This is a genomic window from Flavobacterium davisii (genome assembly GCF_019565505.1).
Classification (GTDB): domain Bacteria; phylum Bacteroidota; class Bacteroidia; order Flavobacteriales; family Flavobacteriaceae; genus Flavobacterium; species Flavobacterium davisii.
Map to the genome: position 1 here is coordinate 1376183 of NZ_CP067378.1, position 20425 is coordinate 1396607.

Genomic DNA, 20425 nt, shown 5'->3' on the forward strand with positions numbered 1-20425 from the left:
TTTTTGTAATCTCTCTAAATTATTTTGTATGAAGAAAAAAGTAATACTTATAATATTGTTGGTTTTACCAATTGTTATTTATCTGATTTTTGCTTCGGCTACTCATAATCAATTATTTTTACCTATTATTTCAAAGAATAATCTGGATTTACCCAAATGGGAATCATTAGATAAAAAATCTATAACATTGAAAAATAAAATAACAGTTATGGGGTTTTTAGGAAGTGATATTAAAAGTATTCAAGGGAATGCTTTTAATTTTAATCAAAAGATTTATGATAAGTATGTAGGGTTTAAAGATTTTCAAGTCGTTTTTTTAGCCGTTGATGGAAGTCAAAATCAAGTAAAAGAATTATTTGAAAAATTAAAGGGCTTTACAGAAAATATGTCTGCTTATCATGTAGTTTTTGCTTCTAAATCTCAAATTCAAGCATATTACGATTCTTTTAAGTTAAAGGGAAAATTAAATGAAGATTGTGCTACTTCAGAAGTGTTTATCTTAGATAAAGATATAAATCACAGAGGGCGTATAGGTAAAAATAAGGAAGGGGTAGAAGAATACCGAGAAAGTTATAATACTACTTCTGCTGCTGATTTACATAATGAAATGACAGATGATATAAAAATATTGTTACGTGAATATCGTTTGGCTCTTAAGAGGAATCAGAATAAAGAGAATTTTCGATTACATGAAAAAAATAATATCACAAGAAATTTTAACCATGAAAAATAAATCATATATAGGTCTTAGCTTTATTGTTTTAATCTTTGGAATTTTTTTATTCCAAAGATTGTCAAACGTATTAAGGAGGGAGAAGTCGTAAAGGGAGATCGTTTGAGTACACTAGTAGATCAAGGTGCAGGTAAAAGTGATTTGTTTACAGTGGGAGCTGCACCTAAATTTTCTCTAATGAATCAGAATGGGAAAACGATTTCAAATGAAAGCTATAAAGGGAAAGTTTTTGTATTAGAGTTTTTCTTTACTACTTGTCCGACCATTTGTCCTATCATGAATCGTAATATGAAATTAATACAAGATAGTTTTGCTTCCAATGCTAATTTTGGTATTGCATCTATTACGATTAACCCTGAAACAGATACTCAAAAAGTTTTAAAAGATCATGCAGAAAGTTTGAATTTAAAAGGAATGAACTGGCATTTTCTAACGGGGAATCAAAAAGAAATATATGATTTAGCACAAAAAGGGTTTAATCTATATGTCGGACAAAATAAAAAAGTAAAAGGAGGATTTGAACACTCTGGAATGTTTGCCTTAATTGATAAAGAAGGAAATATACGTTGCAGTAAAGATAATTATGGAAATCCTATAGTATATTATGATGGATTAAAAGCTGATGGGATAAAACAGATCAAGAAGGATATATCAAAATTGTTAGCGGAATAAAAAATCAATAATTTCATAAAAGCAGTATGGAAAATAGTTTAAAAAAGAAATATAATATAATCATTACCATTTTGTCAGTTACTATTCCTTTAGTGGTAGCTGTTTTGTTTAAAGTTAAATTAAAGGATTTTGGATTTAATGTAAAACCTCTAACTTTTTTGCCTCCTATTTATGCAACGATTAATGGTTTAACAGCTATTCTTTTGATTGGGGCGGTAATTGCTATAAAAAAGGAAATCGTTTATTGCATGAACGATTAATTAAATTTGCAATAGTTTGTTCTGTAGCTTTTTTAGGGATGTATGTAGCCTATCACATGACTGCCGAATCGACACCTTATGGCGGTGTTGGCATCATGAAAGCACTCTATTTTTTTATTTTAATTACACATATTGTTTTGTCAATAGGTATCATTCCGCTTGTTTTGATAACATACGTTAGAGCGTTGTTAGGTAGTTTTGATCGTCATAAGTTAATAGCTAAATGGGCATTTCCTTTATGGTTATACGTAGCGGTAACAGGTGTTGTAGTGTATTTAATGATTTCTCCCTATTATGCAAACTAAAGAAAATAATAAAAATGTGAAGATAATAAGTGTTTTGTTTTTTGTTCTTTGCTTCTTATTATCTATAGAGTTTAAAGCACAATGCGCCATGTGTCGTGCCTCATTGGAAAGTACAGGAAATGTAGAACAGGCACAAGCGGTAAATGATGGTATAGTATATCTAATGGCAATTCCTTACATCTTAGTTGGTTTAGCAAGTTATTATGTTTATAAAATGTATAAAAAAAGAAAAGTTAGTGGTGTATCACTAACTTTTCTTTTACTTGATAAAAGCTAATTATTATTGTAAACCGTTTACCTCTACTTTTAAATTACCTGTTATGGTTAAGAATCCTAGGATAGATTCATTCGTAAGTTGTACTTTGTCAAAATCAATATGGGTTAATTTACCATTAATATAAATACCTTGTAAAGGGGAATAGTTATTTAAATATTGCATTATGCTTTTCTTTCCTTCTTCTAAATTTGAGGCAATCGAGTATCTACAATTAGCTTTTAGTTTTTGAATAATAGCACTTTGAAATAGCCAATTAGCTGTTTTAATCAGTTTACTTTTAGTTTCTAAGGCATAATCTAAATCGTCAAAATAAAATTCTTTTTTTTCTGTATCGTACTTGGGAAATCCAGACAAATAAATACGTCCATTTAAGCTACCTAAAAGATCAAGAGCAATGATCATTTTTCCTTGTTTATGCCAAATGGAAACATTTTGGATGCTAATTTTTCGATTTCCAGAACTGAATTCCTTTCCTTTAAAGTTGTTATTTATTAATCTTGAAGCATCATTATAAGTAGATAATGCAACTAATGAAGCTGTTATTTTATTAGGTAATTGTTGAGTGGTCTTTAATATGAGTTTGTTTTTATCAAATAAATTTTGCGGTTTTTGTCCAACTAAAGATTCTATTTGGCATTTTAGACCTATGTTTAGATGAATCTTATTGTTATTTAAAACAATTTGAGTAGAATGAATTTCTTGCGGATTAATACGTAACCAAGTTTCGTAATTTTTATTCATTTCTATAGGTTCACTTGCTTTTTGCATTAGATCATAAATTTGTTTTTTAAAATCTAATGATTTACCAATAGCATCATCTAAACTCTTTTCTATTTTGCTTTTAAAATATTTTAAAGTAGGATTTATTAAATATGTAATTTTAATATCTTTACCTGCTATACTTACGGTGGGGCTTTCATTCCATTCAATGTTTTGTAATTCAGTTTGGGTGTTTACTTGCCAATTAATGAGATTAACATTGCTGAGTAAACTGACGGTTGCATTTAGATTAAATTCACGAGTATCATAAAGATCCATTCCTAAAACTGAAGTTCCATATTTTACTTTTGCCCAAATTTTTAAAGGAACCATAGTTTGTAATTTTTGATCTTTTTCATTCATGGTAATAGGAGTGTTTTTCCAAATTTTGATCATGATTTTATCATCCTCTAAATTATTGTCTTCGTAGATTAATCCTGTTAAGGCTTTATTCGTTTGATTTTCTATATCTTTTACTGTAAGTTGAATGGGAAAATTCAGATAAGATGAATAAGTTGGGAAATTTACTGGTAAAGCTTTATCGGGTTCTGGTTGCATTAATTCTATTTTTTGAGTTGAGGAGCAATTGCTTAATAATAAACTAATGATTATAGTAAAAAAATAGTAGGTTAGTTTTTTCATGTAGTGATGATTTTGTTGCAAAAATAAAATTATTTTTAATGCGTTTGTAACAAAGTGTTGCTTTGATAGTCTAATGAATTGTATGTAAAGATTTGAAGAGACTGAAATAATGAAAAAAACACCTAATATACTTATCTTCTTAATATTCATAGGGTTTAGTGTTAAAGGACAAGAACGCAAATGGAGTTTAAAAGAATGTGTTAGCCACGCATTGGTAAATAACATAGCTATACAACAATCTTCCTTAGATACGGATATTGCAGCAGTAAATAAAAAAATAGCATTTGCGAGATTTTTACCCTCTATAAATGGGAATTTATCTCATTCTTGGAATATAGGTTTGAATCAGAATATAACTACAGGTATATTAGAAAATCAAACGACACAATTTACTTCAGCTGGGGTAACTATGGGGATAGATATTTATAGAGGATTACAAAATCAAAATCAACTACGAAAATCAAATCTGTCAAAAATAGCATCAGAATATCAATTAACAAAAATAAAAGAAGATATTTCTTTAAATATAATTAATGCCTATTTACAAATTTTATTTAATAAAGAAAGCTTAAAAGTACAAAGAGAACAATTAATACTCAATACAGAACAAAAAAAGAGAACAACAGAATTAGTGAATGCAGGGGTTGTTCCCAAAGGAGATCTGTTGGATGTAAATGCTACAATTGCAACTCATAATCAAAGATTAGTTAATGCAGAAAATGCTTTGCTCATTTCTAAATTAAGTTTAGCACAGTTGTTACAAATCAAAGAGTATGATGTCTTTGATATTGCAGATGAAGAAGTTGAAGCTAAATTAAGTGCGGTTTTAGCAGAAACACCTAATGTTATTTTTAATAAAGCCAAGCAAACCCGAGTAGGACTAAAATTGGCACAAACCAATTTAGAAATTGCACAAAAAGATATTGATATAGCAAAAGGAGCTTATCAACCAAGTTTACAGGGTTTTTATAATTTAAATACTCGTGTATCATACGCTAAAACAATTAAAGGATTTGGAATAGATTCGCAGAATCCAACCAAAAAAATAGGTTTTGTAGAATCAACAGGTGACTTGGTTTCTACTGTTAATACAGTACCCGTATTAGGTCAAGCCAATCCATTTCTTGAACAAATAAATGACAATAAAGGCCATAGTTTTGGATTGCAATTGAGTATTCCGATTTTTAATGGTTTTGCTGTAAAAAATAATATAAATCGTTCTAAAATCGTTTTTCAAAAATCTAAATTAGCTTTAGAACAACAAATGTTAGATCTTGAGCGCACCGTTTATACAGCTTATACAGATACTAGAGGAGCACAGAAAGCTTATGAAGCAGCCCTAGTAGTTTTAGAAGCAAGACAAAAAACTGTTGATTATGCAAAAGAACGTTATGAAGTAGGTTTAATGAATGTTTTTGATTACAATCAATCACAAACACAGTTAATTAATGCGCAATCAGAATTATTGCGAACCAAATATGATTATATTTTTAGAACCAAAATTTTAGAATTTTATTTCGGAATTCCCATTTTTTAAAATCTAAGACGCGAATGGGAATAAATAAAATGAAAAGATTTGATAGATTTATAAAAAGATTTCTTTCTCTTATACAAAACGGTAAACCAAATGAAAACAAAAACTAAATATATACTTGTTAGTGGGATTGTAATTGTAATAATAGTATTAATAGGTTTGAAAAAAAAAGGGGTATTAGGTAATAATACTACTGTTGTTGAAGTAGAATGGCAAGAAGTTAAACAACGAACCATTGTAGAAATGGTGTCCGCTACAGGTAAAATTCAGCCCGAAACAGAAGTTAAAATTTCCTCTGAAATTTCAGGTGAAATAATAGCATTACCTGTTAAAGAAGGACAAATGGTTCAAAAAGGTGATTTACTGGCTAAAATTAATCCGCAATTATATTTACAAGGGGTAAATAGGACACAGGCAGGACTTTCTAATACTAAAGCTAATTTGTCACAAATAGAAGCACAATATAAAGAAGCAAAAGCAAGTTATGAACGAAACAAAAAGTTATATGAAAAAGGAATTATTTCAGGTGCAGAGTGGGATAAGTCTTTGGCTGTTTTTGAAGGAGCAAAAGCAGCTAGGCAAGCAGCTTCTTTTAATGTAGAAAGTGCTACAGCAACCGTTAATGAATCACGAGAAAGTTTACGTAAATCTACTATTTATGCCCCTATGTCTGGTACTGTTTCTAAACTAGGAGTTGAGCTTGGAGAGCGTGTATTAGGAACACAACAAATGACAGGAACTGAGTTAATGCGTGTGGCCAATCTTGATAATATGGAAGTGGAAGTAGATGTTAATGAAAATGATATCGTAAAAATTGAAATAGGAGATGAAGCCAATGTTCAAGTTGATGCTTACCTTAAAAAAATATTTAGAGGAATCGTAACAAGTATTTCTAATTCCGCTAATTCAACTACTTCAGCAGATCAAGTAACTAATTTTAAAGTAAAAGTTAGAATACTAAAAGAGTCGTATGCTGAATTAATGATAGGAAAAACAAATAATTATGCTCCTTTTCGTCCGGGTATGACCGCTACAGTTGATATCATTACAACTCGAAAAGAAAAAGTTGTAGCAGTTCCTATAAGTGCTGTAGTGATGCGAACAGATACAACATCTTTAAGAAAGTCATATCTAGAAAATGAAGAAGATGATTTTGAAGCAAAAGAAGAAAAACCTGCTAAAGAAGAAAAACGCCATGAATGTGTATTTGTTAAAAGAGGAGATAAAGTATATTTAAAAGTTATAAAGACAGGAATTCAAGATGATAATTATATAGAAGTGCTTTCTGGATTAAAAAAGGGGAAACGATTGTAACAGGTCCCTATACTACCGTTACAAAAGAATTAAACCCAAAGCGATCATGTGAAAAAAATAACTGAAAATAAAAAAGATAATAATAATTGATAAAAAATAAAATATTATAAAGATTGTTTGCTGTTTGACAGGATTGAGCCATTTTTTTAGATGAATCAGTCCTGTTTTTTTATGATTGTTGTACTTTTGTATCCTATATAATTACCTATGACTTATATTTTACACTTAGAAACCGCTACTCGTAATTGTTCTGTATCCTTAGCTAAAGAAGGAGAATTGCTTGCAGTTCGTGAAATTGCAGAATCAGGATATACCCATGCCGAAAAGTTACATGTATTTATAGAAGAGGTTTTGGATAAAGCTCAAATAAAAATAAATGATTTGGTAGCAATAGCTGTTAGTCAAGGTCCCGGTTCTTATACAGGTCTTAGAATAGGCGTTTCCGCAGCTAAAGGTTTGTGTTATGCTTTAAATATTCCGCTAATAGCAGTAGATACTTTGGAAACTTTAGCAAGACAAATAAAGGTGTCAGAAGGAATGATTATTCCTATGATAGATGCTAGACGTATGGAGTGTTATACAGCCGTTTTTTCTAATCAGTATGAGTTGCAACGAAAAGTGGAATCGCAAATTATTGATTCCAATGTCTTTTCTGTGTTTCAAGAAAAAATACATCTATTGGGAGACGGTGCTTTTAAATGTAAGGAAGTCCTTAATACAGCACAATTTATTTATCATGAGCAAGCTATTTTTCCATCTTCAAAAGAAATGGTAGGAATAGCTTATCAAAAATTTTTGAACCAAGATTTTGTAGATGTAGCCTATTTTGAGCCTTTTTATCTAAAGGAATTCATGCTAAATACAAAATAAGAATAGAACGTACATTACAAAAAGAACAGTCTAAAAAGGATTTGCATTTCTTATTAAAGTAAAATAATAAAGATCAAATTGAGAAAAGCAAAGATCCATTTTTTTTATGCTTTAATGAAGGTGATTTTAAACACAGATTCCGCATTAGACTTCGTTGTGAAACAAAAATTTTCAATAAATTCAAGTGCTCACGGAAAATTTTAGAAGAAGAAATAGTGAACTATTTTGATGATTAAAATTTGAGTACGTGCTTGAATTTGAAGAAAAATAAAGTGGAATAGATTTACTTCGTCTATTCGCTACGCTCGGGTCTAATGCGTAATTCTATCTAACTTAATTTAAGGAATTGATAAAGAAGTAGTTTCGATTCCGTATTTTTTAATCATTTTTTTAATTTGTATCGTTTTTTTATTCTTCATTTCTTGAATATATTGGTCTGTATTTATTGGTATATAATGTTGTTTTTTGACTATCATATTCCAAATTATAACTGCTATTTTTCTTGCTGTTGCTGTAATTGCAGCACCTCTTCCTTTTTAAAAGAAATCCTTTTAAAGAACATAACGAGGTAACCTTCTTTTTTTCTTTCAATTGTATTTGCCGCATTTCTTAATGTCAATGCAAATTTATTTTTCCCTTTTGGAGTTCTGCTACTCAAAACCTTACCTCCACTAATTTTATTATTTGGAGCTAACCTGAGCCAATTCACAAATTGCTTGGAGGTCTTGAATTTATATATATCGGTGCCTATTTCGGCTAAAAAACTAGTAACGGTTCCTGAGCAAACTGATTCTATAGCAAAGAGATCTACTCCAAAAAGTTTTAAACTATATTTCTGTACATCAAATTTGGGTTGGTTTTTCCCTTTATTCTGTTTCTTTACCAATTCGATATCTTCTGATAAAACAATTTCTCTGGTTTGATTTTTTCAGCACTTGATCAATACGAGTATCGGTGTTTTTTATTTTATCTTGAATAAGTCTGTAAATATCATAACAATCGGAAAGCTCATGTAGGTATTCATTGTTTATTTTACCTTGTAAAGCGTCGGCTATTTCTTCTTTGCTTTTTTTAACTCGTTTGTCGCAATATTCAGCTAATTTTTCACCTGAAGTTTCACCTGATAGTATCATCTCAATTACTCTTATTCCAGAAACTCCTGTGATGTCACTTATCACAACGTCGAGTCTGAAGTTCATTAAACGTAATGCTTTTTGCATTTTGTTTACAAAGCCTGAACTTTGTTCAATCAAACTAGAACGATGTCTATGAAGTGTTCTTATCTGCAAAGTGCTTTCAGAGGGCAAAAAGAACCTCGTAATAGCCCTAAAGAATGAAGTTTCTGTATCCATTGTGCATCTTTCACATCTGTCTTTGCTTTGAGGTTTTTTGTTTGAGTCCCTTGAACCAAAAGAACTTCAAAACCATTTCCCTGCAAGATCATAAACAAAGATTGCCAATAACTCCCTGTGGACTCCAAAGCAACACTACGAATCTTGTTCTCTTGAAGATAAGCTACCAAAGCGCATAATCCTGATTGATAAACATTAAATTCTCTAATTTGATTTTCATCCTGTCCTATGGCTACAAAATGAGAACGTGACCCAACATCAATTCCTGCAGCATTGGGATTTACAATTTGCATTTTTTCGAAACTTTTCATAAAATATCTTTTTATTAAAATGCGAGGAAATGTAATATCTTTGCTTAAATTATTCTATACGAGATAACATGGTGTTTCATCATTGATTGTCTCAAAGGGCTTCCAAATGGAAGCCTTTTTACATTTCAGCCAAAATCTGGGAGGGGATAAATTCACCATTTTATACATAGGCTTCGCTCGCAAGTACAAGTTAGCTCTCATTTGTCAAAGAACAATACTTTCTTGAAATCTGGGTTAAATAATATAATTTCTCCCTTGAGTCGAAGTGACAAACTACGACTGGATTACGCTTTTGCTTCCTATCTACAAGAATTTTTTGTTCCTTTTTTATCTTTCATCTCGTACATGAAGTCTAATGCGGAATCTGGGTAAAAAAAGAAAATTGACTAAGCAATTAATCTTTGAATTCAAAAAGAGAACGCAAATATTTTTATATAAAATTTACTTCAAATAGAGTTATTACAATTATTTTCTAATATAAAAAATGATTGTAATTTTAGGAATGTTTTAGTAATCAAAATACCAATTGAATACGTCGGAACGCAAACCTAAAGAAAACCAAGTCGTGTTTTCACTAAAAACTTGAGAGGTGTTTACTGTTGGTTTAAATGAGCGATATATAAAATTAGCAAACAGTTTTAGATTAGTACTTGGATTTAATAAATATCCAACATTTAGGTCTGCAATTATTATTTTAGTTTTATTTCCTTGTCCGACAACAACTCCTTTATCAGCGGAACGATCTAAATCATAATCTTTGTATATATTAGAACCATAATTTTTTTTTATCTGTTACGGTATCATAATCGAAACCTCGTAAACCAAAATTAAATTTGGCTTCGGAAAACAATCGTCCTCTTGTGTAACGAGCAATTGCTACAATTTCATTTATATTTGATCCCCAATTATGTCCCATATTTTGATTATTATGACCATAATTGGTAATTACTTCACTATGTGAATATACATAAGGTCGAACAATATTTATTTCTGTTTGTAAATATAAATTTTTCAAACCAAAAGCATTATAATATTTTGCTCCTAACTGATAAGCCATCTTATTTCGCCAACTATTTTCTCCTCTAAAAACATCTCCCACAGCAAATTCATCAATAAATAGTTGTCCATAGGTATTAAAACGACTGGTCCATTTATATTTAGCTGTCAAACCTATGGCTGCATTACCGCTTTTAGAGGAAGAAGTAAATTCTACAGAACGATAAAATATAATTGGATTTACAAAGTTTAAATCAAATCCTCTATTATTTGTATTAGACCAGACAACAGATTCAAAAAAACCGAGATTTAAACGTTTCGATGCGTTCCAACTCAAATAATGATTGGCCATATATTTAGTTGCATAAGTTTTTTCTGTTGTTACTTCTGGACGCACATCTTTTAACCACATATAAGTATTGGTATATTTAATTTTCCAAAAACTTGTATTGATTTTTACAAATGGATAGGGACTTGCTGCATCTCCTTCTAACAAAGAGCGATAACCATCTCCTATAAAATTACGGCTATATCCTAATTGAATATTTAGATGATCGGAAGATGAATAGGAAATAATTGCCTCAGCAGATGGAAAATCAAATTGATTTCCTCTAAAATCCTTAGCAATTCCTGTTCCCGAATTATTGCGGGATTACCTCCTGATGGTTTTTGAGAAATAGCTAAACGATTATAATAATCAGCAAAAAAGCCTTGGCTTTCAAAAATAGAGGAAGTAAAGCTTAAATTTTCTCCTAGTCCGCCTTGTAATTGTATAGCTCGTGTATTATTATAAGTATATCCTGCTTTTTCTGGTGATGTTTTACCTAAACGTAAATCCCAAATAGGATTCATGGTAAACCAATAATCTTTACCTTGAATGGCTACTAGATTTTCATTAAAAAGTTTGCGACCCCACCAATTTTTTTTATCTATTAAGAGTTTTTGATTGGTTTTATCGAAATCATAATAGCGTGCTACTTCTTTATATGTCAAGGGTTTTGATGCTGTATGGCTATTACTTCCTATTTGATTCATATAACCATCAAAATTAGCATAATAACTATGTGAAAACGGAATATTTAAATTGCTTTTAAACTGTGGATTATTGAATTTTTTATATTCTGCTTCTATATTTTGTAATTCTGTTGGATTTTCCTGAAAGTTTTCTACAATATCTTTTTCTTTCTTTTTCTCTAATGATTTTCCTTTTAAAAAAGGGTAAACCATTGTAAATGTAAACTTAGAATAGGTTGGTATACCATTATAAGTGGCAGGAACTATAATAGGCAAAGAATTAAAAACTCTTTTGGTTTCTGCAATTAGTTCAGGATACAAAGCATCAACATAAATTATTTTAAAATGTCCTTCGGTATCTACTTCAAACAGTGTAATTATTTTTCCTGAATAATTATCTGTTGTTAATTCTGAAGGCATTTTAAAATTTTTATATACAAAATCTTCTAATTGAAAATGAAAACATTTTTCTAGTTCTGATTCTGATTTCTGAACACATTGAGGAAAAACGGGAAAGATTTCATGCTTTGTTTCTTGAGCTAAACATGAATTCATTATAAACAAAAGAGTTAATAAAATTCTCATCTATAAATTTGATTAATAAGTACCTGTAGTAGATAATCCTTCAACTATAGCTTTAGCGGAAGAGGTTCCTATTCTTTTTACTCCTAATTCAATCATTTCTTTTGCTTCATCTATATTTCTAACTCCTCCAGCTGCTTTTACAGGAAGTGGAGAGGAATTTTCTAACATTAGTTTGATTGTATGAACTGTTGCTCCATTGGGTTTTCCATCAGTTGTGGGATAAAAACCGGTAGAGGACTTTACAAAAACTCTATGAAAGTCTGATTCATCAAATTTTTCGACGATAGTATTACGAATTAAACTAGAAATTTGAATAATATTTTCATCTGTTAAAGCGGCTACTTCAATAATAAATTTGACTGCTTTATTATTGGAAAGGCCTAATTGGGTACACAAAGTGATTTCTTCTTTTATAAGTTCTGTTTCTCCTTTTTTGAAAGCTTCATAGTTTACAACGTAATCTAATTCATCTACTCCGTCACGAATTGCTTCTTTAGCTTCTTCTATTTTTGAATGTACTGAAGCGGCTCCAAAAGGAAAATCAATAACTGTACCGATGAGTACTTCTGAATTTTGTTCATCAATTATTTTTCTGGCTGTACTTACATACTCTGGACGAATCATCACTAATTTAAAGCGATCATTTATAGCTTCTTTTATAGTTTGTATAACTTTATCTGTATTGTCTTCATAAGTAAGTCCTGCTTGTTCTGCCTTTTTTAAGTAAGTAGAATCTAAATATTCTCTAACATCCATATTTATTTATTTTTTGATAAAAATAAAAAATCTTGATCAAGCACAAACTGCTTTTAATCATTTTATTTCTTAAAAAAACGATAGAAGAAAACAGCGGAACTTGTAGCACCTAAACTATTTGCTATAATGTCTTCAATTTCAGCGGAACGATTTGTTGTTAAAAACTCTTGTCCTATTTCAATTAAGACGCTAATTAGTATAGCAATCAATATTAAAATCATCATTTTTTTTAGATTTAAACCTCTATTTTTTAATAGGTATCTAGCCCATAAAAAAACAAAGACAAAGTAGAATGTAAAATGTACTACTTTGTCTTCATTTGGAAAAGTATATTTAGGATTTAGTGCTGGTGCTTTAAAACTTAAAAAAAGGATTAAACAAGTCCAACACAAAGCCAACCAAATAGTTGTTTTTTTAGGCTCCAATAAGATCTTTATAATCTTCACTTGACAACAATCCTTCTATCTCAGCAATTTCTGAAATTTTTACTTTAATCATCCAAGCAGCACCATAAGGATCTGAATTTACTAATTCAGGATTCGACTCTAATTCTTCATTAAACTCCATAATTTCTCCTGATAATGGTAAAAATAAATCTGAAACTGTTTTTACGGCTTCTACTGTTCCAAAAACTTCATCTTTAGCAAGTGTTTGGTCTAAAGTATCAACCTCTACGTATACAATATCACCTAGCTCTTTTTGAGCAAAATCTGTGATTCCTACTGTAGCAATATCACCTTCAATACTCACCCATTCGTGATCTTTAGTGTACTTTAAATTAGTTGGTATGTTCATTGTTTTTTATTATTTATGATACAAAAATATAATTATTAAAATAATATCAAAATCATATTCTTAAAAAATTAATTACCTAATGTGTAACGCAAAGTAAAACCTGCTCTAATATTGGTAATAGGAAAAGAAGTTGATATGACGGCTCTATTAAAATTATAATCAAAATAAAACAAAGTGGTTAAATTGGTAGAAAATTTATAATCTCCAGAAAGTTTAGCTGTTATAATATTTTGCCCTCCTCCTAATTGATTATTATTATAATCTATATTTCTCACTATAGTTTTATTGTTTCTAAAAGAGATATCCCCTCGTAAATTAATATCGCTTTTAACAACACCTGTATTGTTATCTGCCAGTCGTGAACGAATTGTTACATCTTTAATACGGTATCCAATACCTAGTATGTATTCCTGTCCTTTTAACTCAGTAAGCAAATTATTATCAAAACTTAAAGAAAGTGTTCGATCTTTTTTCATTTCTGCTATAAATTTTAACGAGTTTTTCATTTGAATATCTAGTCGTAATAAAGGGCTAAACTGTTCTGTTAGGTTTACATTTCCAATAAGAGTAGAACTGTAATAATTTCCAGATACATCAACTCCATTTGGATTTTTATCGTATTCAAAATTTGAACGATATGAATTTAGGGTATAAGCTGATTTATAGCTGTGTTGTATACTAAAACTTCTAAAACGATCTTTAAAGAATTTGTAGCGCATTAAACCTGTATATTTTAGATTCCAATTTGGCAAAGGCAACAATCTGTTAAAGTTTAAAGGAACATTAGATGAACTTCTAAAATCCGAAGTATAGGCTGCTAAGAAAGCAGGTAATAATACTTGCTGACTATTTTTACCGTATCCTTTAGGAAATCCATCTATGTCAAGTTGAGATGGATCATATAAAGGATCATAAGATGCGCGTTGTTGAGCTAAACGTTGGGCTACTTCTTTTCTTCCATTTCTAAATGCTTCAAAAGCGTTAGATCCATTTTCATCACTTGTTGCAAACGCTGTACCTATCATTAGTGTACTAACTGAAAAATTTCCTGTTTGATAAGGTGATAATGAATTATAGTTACCGTCTTTTACTATAAATTGTTCACTGTAATTACTAGAAATAGTACGGTCTGCTACTAAATCAATTGTTAAATCAGCAAATGGTTCTAGCTTTGCGTTTGCTTGTATTTGTTTGGTATTTACTTTTGTGAAATTTTGGTTAAACTTATCATAATTAGTCAACCAACCGTTTTTAGCGGCTTCAAAACGCACTTCATCTTGCATTCCAAAAACAAAACCTAAAGAAGGTCTTGAGGAACCTAAAAATCCTATGGAAGGCAGATACCCGGGTAATAAAGTTCCGTTAGTTTCTGAATAATTCACTTGTACATTTTTAATAGCTGTAGCAACACCTATTAAACCGTCTAAAAATACGTTTTGTTTTAGTACTTTTTCCTTTGGTTTTGCCACAATTTTTTCTCCGTGTTTAGGAGCTGTTATGGGCACAACAGGCTTAGCAGGTTGTTTACTCCTTTCGGAAAACTTAACTAATCCAATATATTTATAAAAATTGGTTAGTGAAAAGCTTGTATTTAGTTTATGTGTATTAGCATTTTGTATTGTATTACCTAAATCATAGACCAATGTTGGATTTGCTAATTTATCTGGATAAAAATTTCGCATAGCATCGGATCCTCTATTCCAAGAATAATTTCCTGTATAAGTATAATCTGATTTTATAAAAGAAAAAACGGGGATTTTTTCTATAGGCAAAGTATAATTAGCGGTAATTTGTTGATTATGTTGATTGGGTTCTCCTACATTCCAGAAATCATCCCAAACGGTATATTCTGGTTTTTGAGAATCTCCATTTTGATTAAGTAAATTGGTTCTAACAATATTACCTGTTGTAGCTGTATAATTTATCTTAAACGAACGTGTTAAATTAAAATTAAAACCATAATTATAATTAAATAGGTAGTTTTTACGATACAGAGGTTCAACACCTGCTACGATACTTTGATCTACTTGACGAAATTGTTGTCTATTGAATTGACGAAGAATGGATGAACTAAAGTTTATATTAGATGGTAGCAAATTAAAATTAAAATCACTCAACCATTTCCAATAAGTACTTTTTTTCATGAAGGCTGTTTGTTTAAAAGGCTCAACGGTTTTGCTTTTAAACGCATAGGCATAATCAGCTGTCGTGCGTATTTGTTGATCTAAAACATTTTGAACTTCAAAATCACGATGTTTCATCTCATTATAGGAATACGATAGCGTTAGGTTCTCTACATCATAAATATGGGGTTTTTGTTCGGGTGATCGTTCTTTTTTACTCCGATGAAATTAATACTTCTTCTCTTAGTAAAATTTTCAGATCTTTTTCTTACAGCGTCTTTTTCTTCTTCTGTTTGCGCTGCTGCTAAAACGTCTTTTAACTTTAAGTCTTGGTATAATGGATCATATTCTGGTGTAATAGTTTGTTCCCCTATTGCATAATTAAATGGTAAATTAACACCCCATTTTTTAGGCAATAACTTGCCTAAACTAACATTTGTTACAACATCATATTGCCACATATCTTCTCGACTTCTTTCATTTGGTTTTTGTTCTATAGATCCAAAACCAATGGTTCCCATACGTCCAGTGGCGGATAATGTTAAAAAATCGGCCATATTGGTATCTAAGCTTGCAACTGCTGCCATACCTCCAGATTCATCCATTTCCGCTAAACGCAATTCGTTAAACCAAACTTCTCCTCTAACTTTTGAAGTAGTTACCCCTCCTTTAGGATTTTTAAGTCCTACCATTAGTGTACGTACATAACCAATATTTGGATTTCCTTTTACACGAATTTTGATACCAGCAGTCGCACCACTATCATACACTGTAGCTTCTCTAACATACGATTTATCTACAAGATCAATAAATTGAGGATCTGCTTTAAAACTCTCTAATTTTAATTTCCCTAATGCTGAAAGTGCTAAATTAATTTCATTTTCAGTAGGCCAAATAGTTTCTGTTCCTGTATTTCCAAAAGGAGTTATTTTTAATGGAACTTCAATTTCATAAAAGTTATTGGTAAAATCATTTCCAAAACGAACAAAGGCACTTAATTCTTTATCTTTTAAATCGTCCGATTTAAGTAAGGATTCTGAATGTAAAAACATTTTCAAGCGTTTGTATTGACGCATATCAACGCTAACGTTTTTAAATACCGCTTTTGCATCGCCATCTACTAATCCTTTGGATTCATCATTTGCAGAACCTACGCGCAGTACTAATGATTGCTCGTTTTGATTAATTATTGTATTATTATTATTAATTTGTTCTCTTTTTACATTCGGTGGTAAAACATACGGTATTGGACTTCGCTGTGCATTTTCCTCTATATTAATACTTTGCACTTCAAAATTAGTATTAGGATCTGTTATGTTTGTTAATTGCCCTGCATAGCGTCTCCAATCACCCCTAACTAGATCTAAAGCTCCGAAACGCAAAGTAATTTGATTACTAAACCCGTTAACTAACATACGCATAAAACGAATTGATCGGGTATCTGAAATACCTCCTATAGCCACTCCTTCTGTTATCGGAATTTTGTATTGTATCCAACGTACACTGGTTTTTTGTCCTCCTCCTAAATCGCGGTCATCATCTATACGCTCGCTTACTACATATTTATCCCCTGGTTTTACATTGGGTTTTATATCAATTTCAAATTTATAATACCCTTCTACTGTATTCATGGTATTATCTCTGTTAATATCCTCAACATCCGGAATTGTAGAATTTCCCCTATTGCTATCTGTAACATCAACAGGTGAATTCATTTCTGTTCCATTGTATTTTTTGTATCGAGTAACAATTCCTCCTGAAGTATTTAAATAATACTGATAGTTATCCATTGCGGGATCTTCTTGATTAGCAAAATCAGGAAATTTTATTCGTTCTTCGGCATCATTTAAGCCATTAAGTCCCACGTCTTGTAATATTCTATTGTTATTATTTGAATCAAAAGTATATATAAGCGATTGATTGGCAGGAACTTTACCCCATTGAGAAGGTAAGGTTTTTTGATCAGAACCTAATCCGGCAATCCATTTTCGTACATTTTTTTACCATCTTTTAAAACGTCTTCCGATACATCCCCTAAGTGAATTGTAATTTTTCCTGTATTAGCAGGAGATACTCCATTAATATTTTTATAATAGGGATCTAATACCCAAAATTGAATATATTCAACGTTCGCTTGTTCAAAATTAGTGGTGGTAATGGGACGCATAATACCTGCAAAAGATTTTGTAGGATCAGGCATTTGATTATTTAGTGCTGCTGGATTAAAATTATAGGGTCCTCTTTCTTTCGGATAATAAGTTAAATCTAAAGTATTTACAACTCTAGAATCACCTATAGCAATACTAGTTTGTGGATATAGTTCGTCTAGATAAACACGTCTTGTATCGTATGCTAAAACATCATTATCACTAATTCCTGCTGGTCTTTGATTTGTATAAAATATAGGGTCTATGCTATACCAAGATAATTTAGCTCTGTTAAAACCATAGCTCAAATTATTGGCACTTGATTTATCTTGAAATTCATCAGGAACGCTGGCTAAACTCCATGATTGGGGAGCACGCATATCAATGGTGGATTGGGATCCTTCGAAATCATCTACATAAACGGTAGATTCGCCATTAAAGCGATCAATTTTGGAAGTGCCCGGCATTAAATAGGCTAATTCACCTCTAAAGGACAAATTAGACGGCACATCTGTATCTATGTTAGGTAATTTATTAACTAATCTTGTAAAAAAGGGTACTTCAGTTGAAAAGTTACCATTAATACCAAACATTGTATTATTTACTGATTCTTGTCCATAATTTGTCTTTTGTGTAAAAGGACGTTCGGACATATTAATTAGAGTTCCATTAATTTGAAATTTATCAGAAAATTTATGCTCGATATTAAATCCCATATAACGTCTTGTTTGCTGCCCAAAGACTGAGTTATTTTCAACTGATACTTGAATGGGAGTACCAGAAGCTTGTAATGAAGGGTCTAAAATTTGTACACGCCCTGCTTGATAATTTACGGTATAATCGACTCCTTCTTGTAAAACTCTTCCTCCTGCTGTTACGACAACAGATCCTCTAGGTACATTTATAGCACCTAGAGAAATTCCATCTCCTCCTGTTGATTTAAATTTACCTTTTAATTGGAACTTGTTTTTTTCACTGTTTTGTAAGGCTGCTGCTTGTGTTTTTCTATATAGACTGGTGTAAACATATTTTTTTTGATTCGAGTTGTAGGAACTTTCATCGTTATATTTTTCAGTAACATTATTAGAAACTAATTTTTCAAATAAAGATTTCCCAAAAGGTTCTACTTTAGTAAATATAATACGGGCATTTTGTGTATCTATTGTTAATCCCGTAAAAAATCAAAAAAGCCATCTCCACCATTAGGATCATTATAAAAATCTAATTTATCCAAATCAAATACTTTTAGAAGGGGTTGATTGGATATATCACCTCTTAAAGGTAAAGGAGTACCTAGGGTAATATAATTTATAGGTGAAGGGTCTGTATATAATATATTAAATTTAAAATCTGTTTTTTCTAGTTGATAGGCTCCCGGAATTTGATAAACGTTTTTCATCATTAAATTCCAAATGGGTTTATCTACATTATTTAAGTTGGGTTTTAATAATTTTAGAACTAAGGCTTTGGTAACAGGTATATCATTTGTACCTACCGTGGAAGAAGTAACGCCATCATTACCAAATTCTCCAACTTGATAAACTTTATCTCCTTCTGTATATTGGTAAGCAACAGCTAGTACTTCATCATTCGTTAATCGTTGATTTAACGAAATATATCCAAGTTGTGGATGATATGTATATTCATTGGAATTTAATTTACGTGCGTTTTCTAATTTAGAATAGTCAACCCCTTCTCTTGTATTTAAACCATTGAAACCAGTTGAAACATTTGAAACATCTCGTATAGCATCATTTAACAAACTCCCTACTCCTCCTATCTTTTTAGGATTAAAGGCATTATTAGCGTTATCTACAGGTGTATCGGGTAAGGTTTTAAAAAAATCAGTTGGAATTGGATTTAATCCTATTATTTCATCATTGGATAGTTTAGTACTTTGAGCTTCTCCCAAATCAGCAAGTGCTACTATATTTCGAAGATTATTTCCTTCTACTCCTGTATTAATTCTATTTTGTCTATTGGTAACCCAAACTTCTAAACGAGTGATTTGTATTCTTGAATTAATTACGGGATAAGTTTCTAATGCTCGATCATAATTGTTTCTGAAAAATTGTGATAAAAAGAAATGACGATCGGCATCATAATCTAACGCAAACATATCAAAATTTTGAATGAGTCCTCCTCCTTGTGCCGTTACGGTTCTGGTTTGTGATTTTTGTTCAGAAAAGACACCTGTAAAGGTCGTTTTACCAAATTTTAGTTCTGTTTTAAAACCAAATAAGCTCTGGGCTCCTCTGATTAAACTATTGCTCAATGGCATACTAACATTTCCTACTTCTATTTTTTGAAGAATATCATCTTCTGTAGGTGTATATTGCAACTTAATTAAGTTTTGAAAAGCAAAAGTTGATTCTGTATCATAATTAACATTAACGCGAAGACGAGTTCCTACTTGCCCCATTAAACTCATGCTAATACGTTGATCAAAATCAAAATTAAAATTGCTTCTATTTCGTGGTGAGAAGGCAGGATTATCTTGTTTAGAGTAACGCATACCAAGATCTATTTCTACACTTCCTGTTGGTTTAATATCAATTGTATTACTTCCAAAAATAGATTCAAAGAGTCCTGAACGGATATAATATCGAGGTAATAAATCTCTTTTCTTTTCTTCTGAATTTTTCTTTTGTCCTGCTACTGCATCTACTTTTTCTTTGAAATATTTTCGAATGGCTTCTTTTTGTATCAATTTTTGATACTCATCAGGGGTTAATACAATAGGATAGTCTATTGTAAATCCTTCAAAAGATTTTGTATAGATGTAACGATCTGTTACAGGATCGTATGTATAAGCTTCTAGAATACTTTTAGGATCTGGCAATTCCATCTTTCCTTTTTGATATCCTTTTAACGTATCTTTTACTTCTTGCGAATAGAGGCTATTTAAAACAAAGAAAAACAGTATATAGAAACTGTTTTTAAATAATAAATTAAATGGGGGAGAAAAATTATCTTTCAA

At 30.8% G+C, this 20425-nt stretch carries 14 protein-coding genes and 4 pseudogenes; 7 read left to right on the forward strand and 11 right to left on the reverse strand.

What is annotated here, in order from left to right; all coding sequences use genetic code 11:
* Nucleotides 1–28: 28 nt before the first annotated feature.
* From JJC05_RS06700 to JJC05_RS06715, 4 genes and pseudogenes are all read left to right on the forward strand, one after another.
* Nucleotides 29–733, forward strand: coding sequence for a hypothetical protein (locus JJC05_RS06700; protein WP_235878621.1), 705 nt, complete (start codon nt 29–31; stop codon nt 731–733).
* Nucleotides 723–1405 (forward strand): annotated as a pseudogene (locus JJC05_RS06705) (SCO family protein). Before JJC05_RS06700 ends, JJC05_RS06705 begins: the two are co-directional and overlap by 11 nt.
* Nucleotides 1406–1431: 26 nt before the next feature.
* Nucleotides 1432–1970 (forward strand): annotated as a pseudogene (locus JJC05_RS06710) (DUF420 domain-containing protein).
* Nucleotides 1960–2247 (forward strand): CAMCR motif-containing small membrane protein, encoded by a 288-nt coding sequence (locus tag JJC05_RS06715; RefSeq protein ID WP_235878622.1) that lies wholly within the window; start codon nt 1960–1962, stop codon nt 2245–2247. Before JJC05_RS06710 ends, JJC05_RS06715 begins: the two are co-directional and overlap by 11 nt.
* Before the next feature lie 3 nt (nt 2248–2250).
* Here the strand turns inward: JJC05_RS06715 and JJC05_RS06720 are convergent, their stop codons facing one another.
* Entirely contained in the window at nt 2251–3648 is a 1398-nt protein-coding gene (locus JJC05_RS06720; RefSeq protein ID WP_235878623.1) for a DUF4403 family protein, read from the reverse strand.
* A gap of 109 nt (nt 3649–3757) precedes the next feature.
* Between JJC05_RS06720 and JJC05_RS06725 the strand changes: the two genes are divergently transcribed.
* From JJC05_RS06725 to tsaB, 3 genes and pseudogenes are all read left to right on the forward strand, one after another.
* Nucleotides 3758–5185, forward strand: coding sequence for a TolC family protein (locus JJC05_RS06725; protein WP_105195169.1), 1428 nt, complete (start codon nt 3758–3760; stop codon nt 5183–5185).
* Between the two features lie 90 nt (nt 5186–5275).
* A pseudogene (locus JJC05_RS06730) lies at nt 5276–6586 on the forward strand (efflux RND transporter periplasmic adaptor subunit).
* A gap of 117 nt (nt 6587–6703) precedes the next feature.
* The gene (gene tsaB / locus JJC05_RS06735) at nt 6704–7366 is read left to right on the forward strand and encodes a tRNA (adenosine(37)-N6)-threonylcarbamoyltransferase complex dimerization subunit type 1 TsaB (RefSeq protein WP_105195171.1); all 663 of its coding nucleotides are present in this window, start codon (nt 6704–6706) and stop codon (nt 7364–7366) included.
* A gap of 338 nt (nt 7367–7704) precedes the next feature.
* Here tsaB and JJC05_RS06740 read toward each other — a convergent pair whose 3' ends face one another.
* From JJC05_RS06740 to sov, 10 genes and pseudogenes are all read right to left on the reverse strand, one after another.
* Nucleotides 7705–7842: a hypothetical protein gene (locus tag JJC05_RS06740; protein WP_235877300.1), complete on the reverse strand. Its 138-nt coding sequence runs from the start codon at nt 7840–7842 to the stop codon at nt 7705–7707.
* Nucleotides 7843–7859: 17 nt separating this feature from the next.
* On the reverse strand, nt 7860–8252 hold the full coding sequence (locus tag JJC05_RS06745; protein WP_235878159.1) for a transposase: 393 nt from the start codon (nt 8250–8252) through the stop codon (nt 7860–7862).
* Complete coding sequence (locus JJC05_RS06750; protein ID WP_235878161.1) at nt 8233–8586, reverse strand: hypothetical protein; 354 nt, start codon at nt 8584–8586, stop codon at nt 8233–8235. Before JJC05_RS06750 ends, JJC05_RS06745 begins: the two co-directional genes overlap by 20 nt.
* Before the next feature lie 59 nt (nt 8587–8645).
* Nucleotides 8646–9029, reverse strand: a complete 384-nt coding sequence (locus tag JJC05_RS06755) for an IS110 family transposase (RefSeq protein ID WP_235877351.1) — start codon at nt 9027–9029, stop codon at nt 8646–8648.
* Between the two features lie 766 nt (nt 9030–9795).
* The gene (locus JJC05_RS18070) at nt 9796–10521 is read right to left on the reverse strand and encodes a hypothetical protein (protein WP_309597437.1); all 726 of its coding nucleotides are present in this window, start codon (nt 10519–10521) and stop codon (nt 9796–9798) included.
* 50 nt (nt 10522–10571) lie between these two features.
* Nucleotides 10572–11624 carry a hypothetical protein gene (locus tag JJC05_RS18075; protein ID WP_309597438.1) on the reverse strand — a complete coding sequence of 351 codons (1053 nt, stop codon included), beginning with the start codon at nt 11622–11624 and terminating at the stop codon, nt 10572–10574.
* A gap of 12 nt (nt 11625–11636) precedes the next feature.
* Entirely contained in the window at nt 11637–12380 is a 744-nt protein-coding gene (deoC, locus tag JJC05_RS06765; RefSeq protein ID WP_088390490.1) for a deoxyribose-phosphate aldolase, read from the reverse strand.
* A 62-nt stretch (nt 12381–12442) separates the two neighbouring features.
* Nucleotides 12443–12805, reverse strand: a complete 363-nt coding sequence (locus JJC05_RS06770) for a VanZ family protein (RefSeq protein ID WP_165764827.1) — start codon at nt 12803–12805, stop codon at nt 12443–12445.
* Nucleotides 12795–13175, reverse strand: coding sequence for a glycine cleavage system protein GcvH (gcvH, locus tag JJC05_RS06775; protein WP_088390494.1), 381 nt, complete (start codon nt 13173–13175; stop codon nt 12795–12797). Before gcvH ends, JJC05_RS06770 begins: the two co-directional genes overlap by 11 nt.
* 68 nt (nt 13176–13243) lie before the next feature.
* A pseudogene (sov, locus tag JJC05_RS19055) lies at nt 13244–20425 on the reverse strand (T9SS outer membrane translocon Sov/SprA).